17 protein-coding genes are annotated in these 16,388 nt (G+C 38.7%); all 17 read left to right on the top strand.

Going from position 1 to position 16,388, the window contains the following annotated elements; translation table 11 throughout:
* The first annotated feature begins 44 nt into the window (after positions 1-44).
* The 17 genes from rimP to asd all read left to right on the top strand — a co-directional run bounded on the left by rimP (position 45) and on the right by asd (position 16,274).
* Positions 45-518: a ribosome maturation factor RimP gene (gene rimP / locus AC1MGI_RS12715; RefSeq protein WP_403073375.1), complete on the top strand. Its 474-nt coding sequence runs from the start codon at positions 45-47 to the stop codon at positions 516-518.
* 23 nt (positions 519-541) lie between these two features.
* Positions 542-1,666, top strand: coding sequence for a transcription termination factor NusA (gene nusA, locus AC1MGI_RS12720; RefSeq protein WP_480345571.1), 1,125 nt, complete (start codon positions 542-544; stop codon positions 1,664-1,666).
* A 17-nt stretch (positions 1,667-1,683) separates the two neighbouring features.
* Entirely contained in the window at positions 1,684-1,959 is a 276-nt protein-coding gene (gene rnpM, locus AC1MGI_RS12725) for an RNase P modulator RnpM (RefSeq protein WP_480345572.1), read from the top strand.
* Complete coding sequence (locus AC1MGI_RS12730; protein ID WP_062181072.1) at positions 1,956-2,255, top strand: YlxQ family RNA-binding protein; 300 nt, start codon at positions 1,956-1,958, stop codon at positions 2,253-2,255. Before rnpM ends, AC1MGI_RS12730 begins: the two co-directional genes overlap by 4 nt.
* Positions 2,256-2,274: 19 nt before the next feature.
* Positions 2,275-4,449 carry a translation initiation factor IF-2 gene (infB, locus tag AC1MGI_RS12735; protein ID WP_480345573.1) on the top strand — a complete coding sequence of 725 codons (2,175 nt, stop codon included), beginning with the start codon at positions 2,275-2,277 and terminating at the stop codon, positions 4,447-4,449.
* The gene (locus AC1MGI_RS12740) at positions 4,446-4,727 is read left to right on the top strand and encodes a DUF503 domain-containing protein (protein ID WP_062181066.1); all 282 of its coding nucleotides are present in this window, start codon (positions 4,446-4,448) and stop codon (positions 4,725-4,727) included. The genes infB and AC1MGI_RS12740 overlap by 4 nt, the downstream gene beginning before the upstream one ends.
* Before the next feature lie 19 nt (positions 4,728-4,746).
* Positions 4,747-5,112 carry a 30S ribosome-binding factor RbfA gene (rbfA, locus tag AC1MGI_RS12745; RefSeq protein ID WP_480345574.1) on the top strand — a complete coding sequence of 122 codons (366 nt, stop codon included), beginning with the start codon at positions 4,747-4,749 and terminating at the stop codon, positions 5,110-5,112.
* Between the two features lie 422 nt (positions 5,113-5,534).
* Positions 5,535-6,458 (top strand): tRNA pseudouridine(55) synthase TruB, encoded by a 924-nt coding sequence (gene truB, locus AC1MGI_RS12750; protein ID WP_480345575.1) that lies wholly within the window; start codon positions 5,535-5,537, stop codon positions 6,456-6,458.
* Between the two features lie 30 nt (positions 6,459-6,488).
* Positions 6,489-7,439 (top strand): bifunctional riboflavin kinase/FAD synthetase, encoded by a 951-nt coding sequence (gene ribF, locus AC1MGI_RS12755; RefSeq protein ID WP_480345576.1) that lies wholly within the window; start codon positions 6,489-6,491, stop codon positions 7,437-7,439.
* Between the two features lie 127 nt (positions 7,440-7,566).
* Positions 7,567-7,836: a 30S ribosomal protein S15 gene (gene rpsO, locus AC1MGI_RS12760; protein ID WP_049680822.1), complete on the top strand. Its 270-nt coding sequence runs from the start codon at positions 7,567-7,569 to the stop codon at positions 7,834-7,836.
* Between the two features lie 281 nt (positions 7,837-8,117).
* Positions 8,118-10,235 (top strand): polyribonucleotide nucleotidyltransferase, encoded by a 2,118-nt coding sequence (gene pnp, locus AC1MGI_RS12765; protein WP_480345577.1) that lies wholly within the window; start codon positions 8,118-8,120, stop codon positions 10,233-10,235.
* Positions 10,236-10,531: 296 nt separating this feature from the next.
* Positions 10,532-11,488 (top strand): polysaccharide deacetylase family protein, encoded by a 957-nt coding sequence (locus tag AC1MGI_RS12770; RefSeq protein ID WP_480345578.1) that lies wholly within the window; start codon positions 10,532-10,534, stop codon positions 11,486-11,488.
* A gap of 60 nt (positions 11,489-11,548) precedes the next feature.
* A complete protein-coding gene (locus AC1MGI_RS12775; protein ID WP_480345579.1) occupies positions 11,549-12,778 on the top strand; it encodes a M16 family metallopeptidase in 1,230 nt (409 codons plus the stop codon).
* Between the two features lie 290 nt (positions 12,779-13,068).
* On the top strand, positions 13,069-13,317 hold the full coding sequence (locus AC1MGI_RS12780) for a YlmC/YmxH family sporulation protein (protein WP_480345580.1): 249 nt from the start codon (positions 13,069-13,071) through the stop codon (positions 13,315-13,317).
* A gap of 188 nt (positions 13,318-13,505) precedes the next feature.
* Positions 13,506-14,408: a dipicolinic acid synthetase subunit A gene (dpaA, locus tag AC1MGI_RS12785; RefSeq protein ID WP_480349784.1), complete on the top strand. Its 903-nt coding sequence runs from the start codon at positions 13,506-13,508 to the stop codon at positions 14,406-14,408.
* Positions 14,405-15,004, top strand: a complete 600-nt coding sequence (locus tag AC1MGI_RS12790) for a dipicolinate synthase subunit B (protein WP_480345581.1) — start codon at positions 14,405-14,407, stop codon at positions 15,002-15,004. The genes dpaA and AC1MGI_RS12790 overlap by 4 nt, the downstream gene beginning before the upstream one ends.
* 214 nt (positions 15,005-15,218) lie before the next feature.
* On the top strand, positions 15,219-16,274 hold the full coding sequence (asd, locus tag AC1MGI_RS12795) for an aspartate-semialdehyde dehydrogenase (RefSeq protein ID WP_480345582.1): 1,056 nt from the start codon (positions 15,219-15,221) through the stop codon (positions 16,272-16,274).
* Positions 16,275-16,388 lie beyond the last annotated feature (114 nt).

Raw genomic sequence — 16,388 nt, forward strand, 5'->3', positions numbered from 1 at the left:
TCCATTACAAAGATATGTATACGGACCATGTATGGAGGAAACGAATGAGTAAAAAAGTAACGGAAACCGTAGAAGAACTTGTGATTCCAATTTTAGATGAATTGGCACTTGAATTGGTAGAAGTCGAGTATGTCAAAGAAGGAAAAAGTTGGTTTCTTCGTGTTTATATTGACAAAGAAACTGGTGTGGACATTGAGGACTGTGGAACAGTAAGTGAAAAATTAGGCGAAAAACTGGACGAAACAGATCCAATTCCGCAAAACTACTTCCTTGAAGTTTCGTCTCCTGGAGCGGAAAGGCCTTTGAAAAAAGAGCAGGATTTTCAAAAAGCACTTGGGAAAAATGTTTACATAAAAACATATGAACCAATCTTGGATGAAAAAGAGTTTGAAGGAACCTTGAAAAGCTTTGACGGAAATGAAGTAACGATAGAAATGAAAATTAAAACTAGAAAGAAAACGGTAGTAATCCCTTTTGAGAAGGTTGCTAAAGCAAGGTTAGCCGTTACATTTTCTTAAAAAATATTTAAGGGGGAACAACCATGAGCAGTGAGTTATTGGATGCTCTCAATGTTTTAGAAAAAGATAAAGGAATTTCAAAGGAAGTTCTGATTGATGCCATTGAGGCAGCGTTGATTTCGGCATACCGCCGTAATTTTAATCAGGCGCAGAATGTTCGTATCGATTTAAATTTTGAAAAAGGTACAATGAGAGTTTTTGCAAGAAAGGACGTTGTGGATCAGGTGTTTGATGCACGGCTTGAAATCTCTTTGGAAGAAGCAAAACAAATCAATCCTAGCTATCAGCTTGAAGATGTTGTAGAGCTGGAAGTTACACCGAAGGATTTTGGAAGGATTGCGGCACAGACTGCTAAGCAAGTTGTCACACAACGAGTACGTGAGGCGGAACGTGGTATCATATATTCAGAATTCATTGACCGTGAAGAAGACATTATGACCGGTATTGTTCAACGTCATGATTCCCGGTTTATTTATGTTAGTTTAGGGAAAATTGAGGCATTGCTACCTATTAGTGAACAAATGCCAAATGAACAATATAAACCACATGACCGAATTAAAGTGTTTATCACGAAAGTCGAAAAAACTTCAAAAGGTCCGCAAATATTCGTATCACGCACACACCCTGGCCTATTAAAGCGATTATTTGAAATTGAAGTTCCAGAGATTTTTGATGGAACAGTCGAAATCAAATCGGTTGCACGTGAAGCTGGCGATCGCTCCAAAATTTCCGTTCATTCTGATAATGAAGAAGTCGATCCGGTAGGTTCATGTGTGGGTCAAAAAGGACAACGAGTTCAAGCGATTGTTAACGAGCTTAAAGGCGAAAAAATCGATATCGTTAAATGGTCAGAAGATCCGGTCGTATTTGTCGCTAATGCATTAAGCCCATCGAAGGTACTTGAAGTGATCGTTGAAGCAGCAGAAAAAGCAACAACAGTCATTGTTCCTGATTACCAGCTCTCACTTGCTATCGGGAAGCGAGGACAAAATGCACGCTTAGCAGCAAAACTGACTGGCTGGAAGATTGATATTAAAAGTGAAACAGAAGCTCGTGAAGCAGGGATTTATCCAGTTGAAGAACAAGAGTTTTTGTTAAGTAGAGACAGCTACATTGATGAAGATGAATTTGTCGAAGATGGCGAATAAGGTAGAGGTGATCGATTATGAAAAAAATACCAATGCGCAAATGTGTTGCAACTGGTGAAATGAAGCCGAAGAAAGAGTTGATTCGAATCGTTCGATCAAAAGAGGGCGAAGTAAGCATTGATCCTACAGGGAAAAAAGCTGGGCGTGGTGCTTATTTAACATTAGATCAAGAAACGATTATGCTTGCCAAGAAGAAAAATATCCTGGCCAATCAACTAAGTGCGGCAATCGATCCTTCCATCTATGAACAGCTACTTGAATTAGCGGATAAGGAGAATACTACTACAAGATGATACAACAATGGATGTCTCTATTAGGTTTAGCAAATCGAGCGCGTAAACTAATTTCAGGAGAAGAATTAGTTGTAAAAGAAGTGAGAAGCGGTAAAGCCAAGCTAGTTATTTTGGCCGCAGATGCTTCATCCAATACAGAAAAAAAAATCACTGATAAATGCTTGTATTATCAGGTTCCTTTAAAAAAAGTCGAAAATCGGTTTTTGCTCGGTCAAGCGATAGGGAAAGATGCACGTGTTACTGTCGCTGTCTTAGATGAAGGTTTTGCAAGAAAACTCCAAACGTTGCTCGATTAAATTTTACGGGGGTGAACGTATGACTAAAATACGTGTACATGAATATGCAAAACAAAAGAACGTTTCAAGCAAGGATGTAATTAATAAACTCAAAGAAATGAATATAGAGGTATCAAACCATATGACAACATTAGACGATTCTACGATCGATAAATTAAATCATTCAATACAACCAAAAACACAACAGCCTACCACAGCTTCTTCCACTGTGGAGAAATATGAAGAAGAAGCAAACGAGAAAAGCAATACAGTTAATAAGGAAAAGCTGAAGAAAAAACCGCCTGTTAAACCGGTTGCAGGTAAAACATCCCCTCAAGGTGGACAAAGAAACAACTCCAATAGAGGGAAAGGGAATAATTTTAATAACCGTAATAGAAACAATAAAGGCAGAACCCAAACTCAAACACAAGCTCCGGTTCAAAAAAGAAAAGAACGTGAGCTACCTGCTAAAATTACGTTTGTTGAATCATTAACCGTTCAAGAACTTGCTAAGAAATTGCACCGTGAGCCATCGGAAATTATCAAAAAATTATTTATGCTTGGTGTAATGGCTACCATTAACCAAACATTAGACAAAGATGCAATTGAATTGATTGCTGGTGAATATGGTGTTGAAGTAGAAGAAGAAATCTTAGTCGATTTAACAGATCTTGAATCTCTCGTTACTGAAGATGCTCCAGAAAAGATGATTGAACGTCCATCAGTTGTTACGATCATGGGTCACGTTGACCATGGTAAAACGACATTACTAGACTCAATCCGTAACACAAAAGTAACAGAGGTAGAAGCTGGTGGTATTACCCAACATATCGGAGCATACCAAGTTGAAGTAAGCGGGAAGAAGATTACGTTCTTGGATACTCCTGGACATGCTGCGTTTACAACGATGCGTGCGCGTGGTGCACAGATTACCGATATTACCATTCTAGTTGTGGCAGCAGATGATGGCGTAATGCCACAAACGGTAGAGGCAATCAACCATGCTAAAGCAGCAGAGGTTCCAATTATTGTTGCTGTTAATAAAATGGATAAAGAATCTGCCAATCCTGATCGCGTCATGCAGGAATTAACAGAACATGGACTTGTTTCCGAGGCATGGGGTGGAGAAACGATATTCGTTCCGATTTCTGCAAAACAAGGTGAAGGAATCGATACTTTGCTTGAAATGATCTTGCTTGTTGGTGAAGTGGAAGAATACAAAGCAAATCCAGAACGTAGAGCCGTTGGTACAGTAATCGAGTCTCGTCTTGATAAAGGCCGTGGAACAGTTGCTACATTGCTTGTTCAAAACGGTACTCTTAAAATTGGAGACCCAATCGTAGTTGGTAACTCATTCGGGCGTGTACGTGCGATGGTTAACGATCTTGGTCGCCGGGTGAAAGAAGCTGGGCCATCGACACCAGTTGAAATTACAGGCTTGAATGAGGTTCCAGATGCAGGGGATCGTTTTATCGTTTTTGAAGATGAAAAAACAGCCCGTCAAGTCGGGGAAACTCGTGCACAAAGACAACTGGCTTCATCACGTAATGAAAAATCAGTTGTTACACTTGATAACTTGTTTGAGCAAATGAAACAAGGAGAAATAAAAGAATTGAATATCGTTTTGAAAGCAGATGTTCAAGGTTCAGCAGAAGCTGTTGCAGCATCACTTCAAAAAATTGAAGTAGAAGGAGCCAAAGTGAAAATCATTCACTCTGGTGTAGGTGCAATTTCAGAATCCGATATTATCCTTGCTTCTGCTTCAAATGCAATTGTCATTGGGTTTAATGTTCGCCCTGATGTGAACGCTAAGCGAGCTGCAGAAACAGAGAATGTTGAGATTCGTCTTCACCGTATCATTTACAAAGCGATTGAAGAAATTGAAGCAGCGATGAAAGGGATGCTTGATCCTGAATTTGAAGAAAAAGTCATCGGTCAAGCAGAAGTACGTACAACATTCAAAGTTTCAAAAATTGGTACAATTGCTGGTTCCTATGTAACGGACGGAAAAATTACTCGTGACTCTAGCGTGCGTTTAATCCGCCAAGGCATTGTGATTTTTGAAGGTGAATTAGATACATTAAAACGATTTAAAGACGATGTAAAAGAAGTTGCACAAAACTATGAATGTGGAATTACGATTAAGAACTTTAATGACCTTAAAGAAGGAGATGTCATTGAAGCTTACGTTATGGAAGAAATAGAGCGTAAATGATTATCAGTTCTGTCGTTTGTGAATGCATCATTTATGACGCCCATTCTTTAAAGGATAAAAGGGCTGTCTTACAAAGAGTGCTGACAAGGCTAAAACAGAAATTCAATATTTCTGTGAGCGAAGTAGGTTTTCAAGAAACGTGGCAACGAACACAAATTGCCATCGTTGCAGTGACCTCTTCTAGAAAAGCGACTGAGAGAGAAATACAGAATGCCCTACAATTTCTAGATTCTTTTCCGGAACTAGAACGAACACTAACAGATATAGAATGGCTATAGGACGAGCGAGGTGATGTAAATGAGCCATCGTGCGAATCGTGTAGGCGAGCAGATGAAGAAAGAATTGAGTGAAATTATCGGTCGCAAAATAAAAGACCCCCGGATTGGTTTTGTTACGGTTACAGATGTTGCTGTTACGGGTGACCTTCAACAAGCAATTGTCTATATCTCTGTACTTGGAGATGAAGAGCAAAAAGAAAATACGTTAAAGGGTCTTTCAAAAGCAACAGGTTTCATCCGTTCAGAAATCGGTCAGAGAATCCGCTTAAGGAAAACGCCGGAAATTTCTTTTGAATTTGATGAATCGGTTACTTATGGAAATCGAATCGAATCACTTATTACTCAGATTCATTCAGAGCAGCCTGCTAATAAAGATGAAGAATAACAAGTGGATGAGTGCGTCCCATAACGAAAAGGTCAGATCCTGTACCTACTGTATACAGATTATATAAAGTGTTTTACTACTTTATACTGTGGTTGGGTGTAAGGTCAGACCCTTTTGGGGCACCCGCATTCAGCATTTTTTCTTTGAAAAAACAGGTAGACAATAGTCTATCTTTTTTTCTGTCAAAAATTAAGAGAATACAAAACGAATATGGCGTTAAAACGTCACTATTAACCATGAAGGATCCATCATTAAGCACGCTATATTGCCTAATCACAATGGGTGGCGGTGCGGAGCCAGAATTACAGATGCTTTTGCTTTCTCGAGCATATAAGTATACCTGCTAAGTAGTTTGGCTACATTAGTAAGCCGTGAAGCTCCGTCCCCATGTCCTTCATACAACATGAAAAGAGGTGTCAAAAATGGAAGGGATTTTGCCTTTATTAAAACCTAAAGGAATGACTTCACATGATTGTGTTTTTAAACTTCGGAAAATCTTAAAAACAAAAAAAGTGGGTCATACAGGCACTCTCGACCCAGATGTTACAGGAGTCTTGCCTATTTGTATTGGAAGGGCCACGAAAATTGCTGAGTACATTACAGACGCTGGAAAAGCATATGAAGGTGAAATCACGCTTGGCTTTTCAACAACTACTGAAGATAGCAGTGGTGAAAAACTGGAAGAAGCAATTATTCCCGATGTGATCACAAGAGAACGTATTCTAGAAGTGTTTCAATCTTTAACGGGTCTAATCACCCAAACACCACCCATGTATTCTGCAGTCAAGGTGAACGGCAAGAAATTATATGAGTATGCCCGAGCTGGTATTGAGGTTGAAAGGCCTTCAAGGGAAGTGAAAATCCATGAATTAACATTACTCGATGATCGTGAAGTATTTGCGGGGAATACCATTTCATTTAAATTCAGGGTGAAATGCAGCAAAGGGACATACATACGAACGCTTGCTGTTATGATGGGAGAACGTCTCGGCTATCCATCTCATATGTCCAGTTTAATTCGAACAGAATCAGCAGGGTTGACTTTAAACGATTGCAAAACGCTTGAAGAGGTGAAAGACCTTTTTGAGCAAGGAAAAGAAAAGGAATTTTTGCTACCGCTTGAACGTGGTCTCTATCATTTGCCGAAATATCAGATTAATGATAAAGTAGCAATGAAAATCCTAAACGGTGCGGTTCTAACGCAACCGGATGATTTAGATTATGCTAAAGGTGAACCATTTGTCATGATAAATGAAAATGGAAGAGCTCTAGCAATTTATCAAGTGCATCCCGTAAAAGAACAAGTAATCAAACCAGTTAAAGTTTTGGTAATAGATGAACTGTGAGGTTTACCGGGAGAAAGAGGAGATTTAAACGTGAAAGTAATTACAATAGAGCATCCTCAAACATTTAATCCTGAAGAATTTCCACCTTTAGTTATCGCCATAGGATTTTTTGATGGGATACATATAGGACATCAAAAAGTGATTCAGACCGCAAAAAATGCTGCTAAGAAAATGGGTGCAAAATCAGCGGTGATGACTTTTGACCCCCATCCATCTGCAGTTCTCGGGATGGAGCAGCAATCGGTTAAATATATTACGCCGTTGCAAGAAAAGGTAGCGATTATTGAAGAACTTGATGTTGATTATGTTTTCGTTATTCATTTTACAAAAGAATTCGCAACACTAACTCCTCAACAATTCGTAGATAATTATTTAATCAAGCTTCATACCATTCATGTTGCAGCAGGCTTTGATTTTTCATATGGAAGGTTCGGTGAAGGAACGATGGACACGCTTCCACTTCATTCAAAAGGTCAATTTACACAAACTGTTGTTGAAAAGCAAACAATAGAAGAAGAGAAAATTAGTTCAACTAGGATAAGAAAAACCTTGCAAGAAGGCGATTTTATTGACTTTTATAAGTTAACAGGAAGATGGTATTCTGTACGAGGAACCGTCATACATGGTGAAAAACGCGGAAGGCAGCTTGGATTCCCGACTGCAAACATTGACATCAAGGATCGATATATCTTCCCATCTACAGGTGTGTATGCTGTGAAAATTCAAATAGATCATAAATGGTTTAATGGTGTTTGTAATGTGGGGTATAAGCCAACTTTTCATGAGAAGAGACCTGAATATCCGTCCGTTGAAGTTCATGTGCTTGGTTTTGATCAAGTGATATACGGAGAAGATGTCGCTGTCGAATGGCATAAAAGGCTACGCAGTGAACAAAAATTTGCTGGCCTGGAAGAATTGGTTCAACAGATTGAAATAGATAAAAATCATGCAATTGAGTATTTTACGCAATTAGGTGGCTAGAACTTGCATTCTGTAAAAAAAGGTTGTATGATATTCAAGTATGAAAATAACCGTTGCTTGGCTAAGCGAGTCTCCGACGCTGGCTCAGTAATAGGGGATTTTACAGAAACTTTAGGAGGAATAAACAATGGCAATTACACAATTACGTAAAAACGAACTTATCACTGAGTACCGCACTCACGACACTGACACTGGATCACCAGAGGTTCAGATTGCAGTATTAACTGAAGAAATCAATAACTTGAACGGTCACTTACGCACTCATAAAAAAGACCACCATTCACGTCGCGGTCTTCTTAAAATGGTTGGTAAACGTCGTAATCTTCTTACTTACCTTCGTAATAAAGATGTTACTCGCTACCGTACATTAATTAATAAATTAGGCTTACGCCGATAATTATTCGAAAAAGCGGGAGACATTCCCGCTTTTTTGATGTTTGAAGACAAAAGTCATTTTACATAATGTGTAAAAGGGAGATTATTTGAAAAAAAAACTTGTTTTTTTCAAATATACTCCATTTTGCTGTTAATGCTTATTTATTTCGTGCATAATAGGAATAGTTTGGTTATGGAAGCTTTATTAATTTGACATATATGATAATGAAGATTTTAGATAAGGTTTAGGTGAAAACGACCAGGCCTCTAAAGTGAAGATCCAGAGAGGGGTTTAATAGAAAGATGGGACAGAACAAACATACGTATTCATACGAATGGGCCGGAAGAACATTAACTGTTGAAATTGGCCAATTGGCTAAACAAGCAAATGGAGCTGTGCTTGTTCGGTATGAAGAAACCGTTGTATTAAGTACAGCCACTGCATCAAAGGAACCAAAGAACGTTGACTTTTTCCCATTAATGGTAAGTTATGAGGAAAGATTATATGCAGTTGGGAAAATTCCGGGTGGATTTATTAAGCGTGAGGGAAGACCAAGTGAAAGAGCAATTTTAGCAAGCCGTTTGATTGACCGTCCAATTCGTCCTTTATTTGCTGATGGGTTTAGAAATGATGTACAAGTTATCAGTATGGTGATGAGTGTGGATCAAGATTGTTCTTCTGAAATGGCCGCAATGCTTGGTTCATCTCTAGCTTTATCGGTTTCAGACATTCCGTTCGAAGGGCCAATCGCAGGTGTAGTTGTTGGTAGAATTGACGGGAAATTCATTATTAATCCGAATGTTGATCAGCTTGCACAAAGCGATATTAATTTGACTGTAGCTGGAACGAAAGACGCGATTAATATGGTTGAAGCAGGGGCTAATGAAATACCTGAAGAAACGATGCTTGAAGCAATTATGTTTGGACATGATGAAATTAAGAAATTAATTGAGTTCCAAGAAAAAATCGTTGCTGAAATTGGCAAAGAAAAAATGGAAATCAATCTGTATCAAGTAGATACTGAGCTTGAAGCTGAAATTAAAAATCTTTGTGAAGCTGATTTAAACAAAGCCGTACAAGTTCAGGAGAAACATGCTCGTGAAGCGGCTATTAAAGAAGTAAAAGACCGGGTGCTGTTGCAATTAGAAGAAGAAACAGACGAAGACAAATTAAAGCAAATTAAAGAAATCTTAAATAAATTGGTGAAATCAGAAGTACGTCGTTTGATTACAGAAGAAAAAGTTCGCCCAGATGGCCGTAACCCGGATGAAATCAGACCGCTTTCTTCTGAAATCGACATCCTTCCTCGTACGCATGGCTCAGGATTATTTACGCGTGGACAAACTCAAGCTTTGTCGATCTGTACTCTTGGTGCACTAGGAGATGTTCAAATTTTAGACGGACTTGGTACTGAGGAATCCAAACGATTCATGCATCACTATAATTTCCCACATTTCAGTGTTGGCGAAACAGGACCAATCCGTGGTGCCGGACGTCGTGAAATTGGTCATGGTGCACTTGGAGAAAGAGCATTAGAGCCAGTGATACCAAATGATAAAGACTTCCCATATACCATCCGACTTGTATCAGAGGTACTTGAATCAAATGGTTCGACTTCACAAGCAAGTATCTGTGCAAGTACGCTTGCTATGATGGATGCAGGTGTTCCTTTGAAAGCACCGGTAGCAGGGATTGCGATGGGACTTGTTAAAACTGGAGAACACTATACCATTTTAACAGATATTCAAGGGATGGAAGATCACCTAGGTGATATGGACTTTAAAGTTGCAGGTACTGCAAAAGGTGTTACTGCTTTGCAAATGGATATAAAAATTGAAGGCCTATCAAGAGAAATTCTTGAAGAAGCCCTTCAACAAGCAAAACGTGGAAGAATGCATATTCTTGAGTCAATGATGTCAACTATCAATACACCACGCGAAAATCTTTCAAAATATGCACCGAAAATCTTAACGATGGCAATTAACCCAGATAAGATTCGTGATGTAATTGGACCAAGCGGAAAACATATCAATAAAATTATTGAAGAAACTGGCGTGAAGATTGATATCGAGCAAGATGGTACGGTGTTTATTGCGTCTACTAATGAAGAGATGAACCAAAAAGCGAAGAATATTATTGAAGATATTGTTCGTGAAGTAGTTGTTGGTGAAGTCTATCTTGGTAAAGTAAAACGAATTGAAAAATTCGGCGCGTTTGTTGAAATCTTTAATGGTAAAGATGGTCTTGTACACATTTCTGAGCTTGCTGAAGAACGTGTAGGCAAAGTTGAAGATGTTGTAAAAATAGGCGATGAATTATCTGTTAAAGTCGTTGAAATCGATAAACAAGGAAGAGTAAATCTTTCTCATAAAGCAATTCTAAAGGCTCAAAAAGAAAGTGAAGAAAAATCAGAGGTGTAAGAGTGTTTAGAAATATCGATAAAATGGATGCATGCGATTCTTTGTGAATTTGCATGCTTTTTTCTATTTAAACACTTAGATAAAGGCCAGAGTTGTAGATCATTCGATTGGTCTATTCGTATCGACGAAGGCTCGGGGGCATTTGCTTGTGGGGTAATTCGGCGAAACATAAGACTGTGGAGATCATAGTATTTTTCCTTTTTAAAGGAGCTTGCACTATTATTATAGCCAGTGACTACTTTCGTTCTACCTTGTCCATTCTCCTCATACCATTTATATGAGGGGAGCTGTAAAAGATGAGGAAATTAGGCCAGATAGTTGCGTTTAGTGCCATTGCAGGTATATCATGGTTATTAGTGCAAAATCCATATGTAGATTTGTATGTAAAGTCGATAGCAGGGCAGACTGTTGTTGCAGTAAAGCAGAGTGATTCTCTTATGTTAGACATTGAATCAAAGGCGAAGGAGTATGAAATAGCTCCACAGGATGCAAAAGTTGATTCAATCTGGAAAACGGTACCTGGTCTAAACGGTCTTAAAGTAGACGTTAGGGAATCTTATAAGGCAATGAAAGACAAAGGGATTTTTAATGCAAAAAAGTTGGTTTTTGAACAAGTTTCGCCTAATGTACATATAAGTGATTTAACTCCTGCGCCAATTTACCGGGCACATCCTGAAAAACCTGTCGTTTCACTTTTAATAAATGTGGCATGGGGCAATGAATATTTACAGGATATGCTTGCCATACTTAAGGAAAATGAAGTAAAGGCTACCTTCTTTTTGGAAGGAAGATGGACAAAGAATAATCCTGAACTAGCAAAAATGATTGAACAAGGCGGACATGAGATTGGCAATCATTCTTATACTCACCCTGATATGAAGTCACTATCCCAAACGGCTGCTAAGAATGAAATGCAAAAAACAAATGAAGTGATTGAGGCTGTAACAGATAAGAAAGTAAAGTGGTTTGCTCCACCGAGCGGGAGTTTCCGTGATGAAACGGTTGAAATCGCTGAAAGTCTTGGGATGGGTACAATTCTTTGGAGTGTCGATACAATTGATTGGCAAAAGCCAAGTCCAGATGTTCTGCTAAATAGGGTTCTTAGTAAAGTTCACTCAGGAGCATTTATCTTGATGCATCCAACAGACGCTTCTGCATCGTCATTAGAAGTAATCATTCAACAATTGAAAAAGAAAGGCTTGCAAATTGTAACCGTTTCAGAAGCTGTAAATGAAAGAAGACTGATTCAATAGAGATATCAGTTTACAATTTGCCTGCGCTTTAAAACCGCAAAGAACAAGGAGGAATGTTCATTGATTAAGAAATATACATGTCAAAATGGTGCAAGAATAGTACTCGAAAATATCCCAACAGTCCGTTCAGCTGCGATAGGGATCTGGATTAAAACTGGCTCCCGTAATGAAACACCAGAATTGAATGGGATTTCCCATTTTCTCGAGCATATGTTCTTTAAAGGTACGACCACTCGTAATGCGCGAGAAATTGCTGAATCTTTCGATAGCATTGGCGGACAGGTAAATGCCTTTACTTCAAAGGAATATACTTGCTATTATGCAAAAGTGCTCGACAACCATGCGAGCTTTGCACTTGAAATCCTTTCTGACATGTTCTTTAATTCTACGTTTGACGAAGAAGAATTGAAGAAAGAGAAAAATGTAGTGCTTGAGGAAATTAAAATGTACGAAGATACTCCAGATGATATTGTTCATGACCTGTTAAGTGAAGCAGTATATGAAAAGCATCCACTCGGATATCCAATCCTTGGCACAGAAGAAACGCTTGATACGTTTACAAGTGAGACGTTAAAACAATACGTTCATGATATGTATACACCGGACAAGGTCGTTATTTCCATTGCTGGGAATGTGGATGAAAGCATGATTCAAGAAGTTGAAAAATATTTTGGATCGTTTACAGGCAGTGATATTCGAACTGAACTTATTAAGCCTATTTTTCATCAAAATCAATTCACAAGGAAGAAAGAAACTGAACAGGCCCACCTATGCTTAGGTTTTGAAGGATTGAGCATCGGTCACGATGACATGTACAGTTTAATCACTCTTAACAATATTTTGGGTGGCAGTATGAGCAGCCGTCTTTTCCAGGAGGTTCGTGAACAACGCGGCCTTGCCTATTCAGTTTATTCCTATCATTCGAGTTATCAAGATAGCGGTTTAGTGACGATCTATGGTGGTACTGGAGTTAATCAGTTAGAAAGTCTATATGAGACGATACAACTGACTTTAGACACGCTAAAACGGGAAGGGATCTCTGCAAAAGAACTAAGAAACAGCAAAGAGCAACTAAAAGGAAGCTTGATGTTGAGTCTTGAAAGTACCAATAGCAGAATGAGCCGTAACGGTAAAAACGAGCTATTGCTTGAGAACCATCGTTCTCTTGATCGGATTGTAGAATTAATTGATGAAGTAACGGAAGAGCATGTAAACAAGATGGCTCAGCAAATTTTTACAGATTCTTATGCTTCTTCATTAGTTAGTCCGCTAGAGGGCTGGAATAAATAATTTCACAAAAAAAGAGGGTCTAACCTCACACTCTATACACCGTTTAATGTGTCGTGTTCACATCTTAATGGTAGATAGTAGATGTGGGGTTTGACCCTTTTGTTATGAGACAGCTTTTTTTGAGAGAAATCCCCTTTTTAAGTAAATTTCGATGTTCGATGAAAGCAGTTCGGTCACTTAAGGGCTATTGTGAAGCTTGCAACTTTCTTATCACAATAGTCATTCTAATACTTCTATTCTTGGACAAAGTAGGATATAGATGGAATATGAACATGTGAGGAGGAGATACTTTGAGGCTTAGTGAATTAAGTGGAAAAGAGATTGTTGATGTGGCCCGTGCTGAGCGATTAGGAGTATTAGGTCAAACTGATCTTGAAATTAACGAAAAGGGACAAATAACAGCTTTAATCATCCCTTCTTTAAAGTGGTTTGGATTAAAGCGGCAAGGACATGAAATAAAAGTGCCTTGGGAGCACGTAAAGAAGATTGGTTCAGATATGGTGATTATTGATATAGTGGAAACCCAATATGAAGAATAAAGTCTAATGTTTATTTTTACTGCCTTAGGGCGGTTTTTTTTTGTAAATTACTGCAGTTTTATCTCCAAAATCGAATGTAAGATACACATCATACAATCACCTATCTTGAAAGGATTACATAGGATGTAAGGGTAAAACAATGAAAAAAACGCGGAGATATTTCCATGAAAAAGAAGGTGACGGTTTTAATGCTCACAGGCTTGCAAATCGCAGTTATTGGCGGGGATGCTCGTCAGCTAGAGGTAGTTCGAAAACTGACTGAACTGGATGCGAGACTCTGGCTAGTAGGCTTTGAACAGCTTGAACATTCATTTACTGGTGCGGTAAAAGAGAAGCTTGAGGATGTAGATTTTTCTGAGATTGATACAGTTATATTACCTGTTGCAGGTACAAATCTTGAAGGTAAAGTAGATACGATTTTTTCAAATGAAGAAGTAACAATCACGGAAGAAGTTGTATCGAAAACTCCACCTCATTGTACGTTTTATTCTGGAATTAGTAATGGATATTTAACAGGAATTATGAAAAATACCAATCGGCGTCTTGTGCAGCTTTTTGAAAGGGATGATGTAGCCATTTATAACTCAATCCCGACCGTCGAAGGTACAATTATGATGGCTATACAACATACAGACTTCACGATCCATGGTTCGAATGTAGCTGTTTTAGGGTTAGGTAGAGTCGGCATGACTACAGCGAGAAGCTTTCAAGCTCTTGGTGCGAAGGTAAGAGTAGGAGTTAGAAAAACGGAAGATGTTGCAAGGGTTACAGAGATGGCTATGACGCCTTTCCATATCAATGATTTAACGAAGATGATGAGAGATGTAGATATATGCATTAATACGATTCCATATCCAATTATTACAGCAAGTGTACTGGCGAATATGCCTGTTCATACCCTAGTCATTGATCTTGCTTCAAAACCGGGAGGTACAGATTTTCGTTATGCTGAGAAAAGGGGAATCAAGGCATTGCTTGCACCAAGTTTGCCTGGTATTGTTGCACCGAAAACTGCAGGTAAAATATTGGGGAATGCATTGTCCGAATTAATCAGTGAAGATATGAAAAAGCGAAAGGGGAAAACGAAATGAGCTTAAAAGGTGTACGAATCGGTTTCGGATTAACTGGTTCGCATTGTACGTATGATGCTGTTTTTCCGGAAATTGAAAAATTGGTGAATGAAGGCGCTGAGGTCATTCCAATCGTCACATCGACTGTTCAGCATACAGAGACAAGATTTGGAAAAGGGGAAGACTGGATTGATAGGATAGAAAAGTTGACCGGACATCGTGTGGTCGATACAATAGTAAAAGCAGAGCCATTGGGTCCGAAAACTCCTCTTGCTTGTATGGTCATTGCGCCGATGACGGGAAATTCAATGAGTAAGATGGCGAATGCATTAACCGATTCACCAGTGCTTATGGCCGCAAAGGCGACGATGAGGAATCACCGTCCAGTCGTCTTAGCCGTCTCAACAAATGATGCTCTGGGACTTAATGGGATGAATTTAATGAGATTAATGGACTCAAAAGATGTTTATTTTGTACCATACGGTCAGGATGATCCGGAGAGGAAACCGACTTCGATGGTAGCAAGAATGAGTCAGATACGTGAAACCATCATCGCTGCATTAGATGGCAATCAAATTCAACCAGTAATCATCGAGAGATTTAAAGATCCCTCATAAATTTTAAACAATGAAACAGATGAAAATGCGGATAAGTAGTCAGACTTTTTTTAATTTTTTGCTTGTATTGCCCCGATTACGACATAAATTAGTAAAATCCTGTTTCTTTCGTGCATGGATATGTTAAAATAAATGATATTTCTATTAAAAATGTTACTAGCATTGATGACAAATAGATAGAAGTCATTATGTGAATGGAAAAGGGGTAAGGGAAATGGAAGAGACAAAAGGATTAAATATTGCGGTTGTTGGGGCAACGGGAGCAGTAGGACAACAAATGATAAAAACACTTGAATCAAGAGAACTGCCTATAAAAAAAATCACCTTTTTATCTTCGGCCCGTTCGGCAGGAAAGAAACTTTTATTTAAAGGCAAAGAAATTGAAGTTCAGGAAGCAAAGCCTGAAAGCTTTGAAGGTATAGATATTGCGTTATTCAGTGCGGGTGGAAGTATTTCTAAGGAATTGGCACCTGAAGCAGTGAAACGCGGGGCGATTGTGGTTGATAACACAAGTGCTTACCGCATGGATGAACAAGTTCCTTTAGTTGTTCCTGAGGTAAATGAAGAGGACTTACGCAACCATAACGGAATCATTGCAAATCCGAACTGTTCAACCATTCAAATGGTCGTAGCTCTTGAACCGATTAGAGAGGCTTATGGTTTAAATAAGATTATTGTTTCGACTTATCAAGCTGTTTCTGGTGCAGGTGCTGCAGCAATTGATGAATTAAGAGAGCAGTCTCGTGACTTACTTGATAACCAAGAAATTAAACCGGCAGTATTACCAGTGAAAGGCGATAAAAAGCATTATCAAATCGCATTTAACGTAATCCCGCAGATTGATACATTTCAGGAAAACGGTTTTACTTACGAAGAAATGAAAATGATTAATGAAACGAAAAAGATCATGCATATGCCCAAATTGCATGTAGCTGCAACCTGTGTAAGACTGCCTGTAGAGACCGGCCATTCTGAGTCAGTATATCTAGAAACAAATGCAGCGGGCATTACAGCAGCCGATATCAAAACATTATTAAGTGATGCGCCAGGAGTCGTGCTTCAAGATGACCCAGAAAATCAAATTTATCCGATGCCGTCCGATGCTGTCGGAAAAACTGGTGTCTTTGTTGGCAGAATTCGTAAAGATTTGGATAAGGATAATGGATTCCATCTGTGGGTAGTATCTGATAACCTTCTTAAAGGTGCTGCTTGGAATTCGGTTCAAATCGCGGAAAGTTTATTGAAATTAGGATTAGTTACGGTAAAATAAAGATAGCATTTATCAGTAAAGCGAGATTATTCGTTAGATTGTAATGAAAAAGAGATATGAGAAGCAATGTGGCTGGTGAAAAAAGGCAGACCCAGTAACTACTGATTACAGTAT

Source organism: Peribacillus sp. BM1, assembly GCF_056679975.1.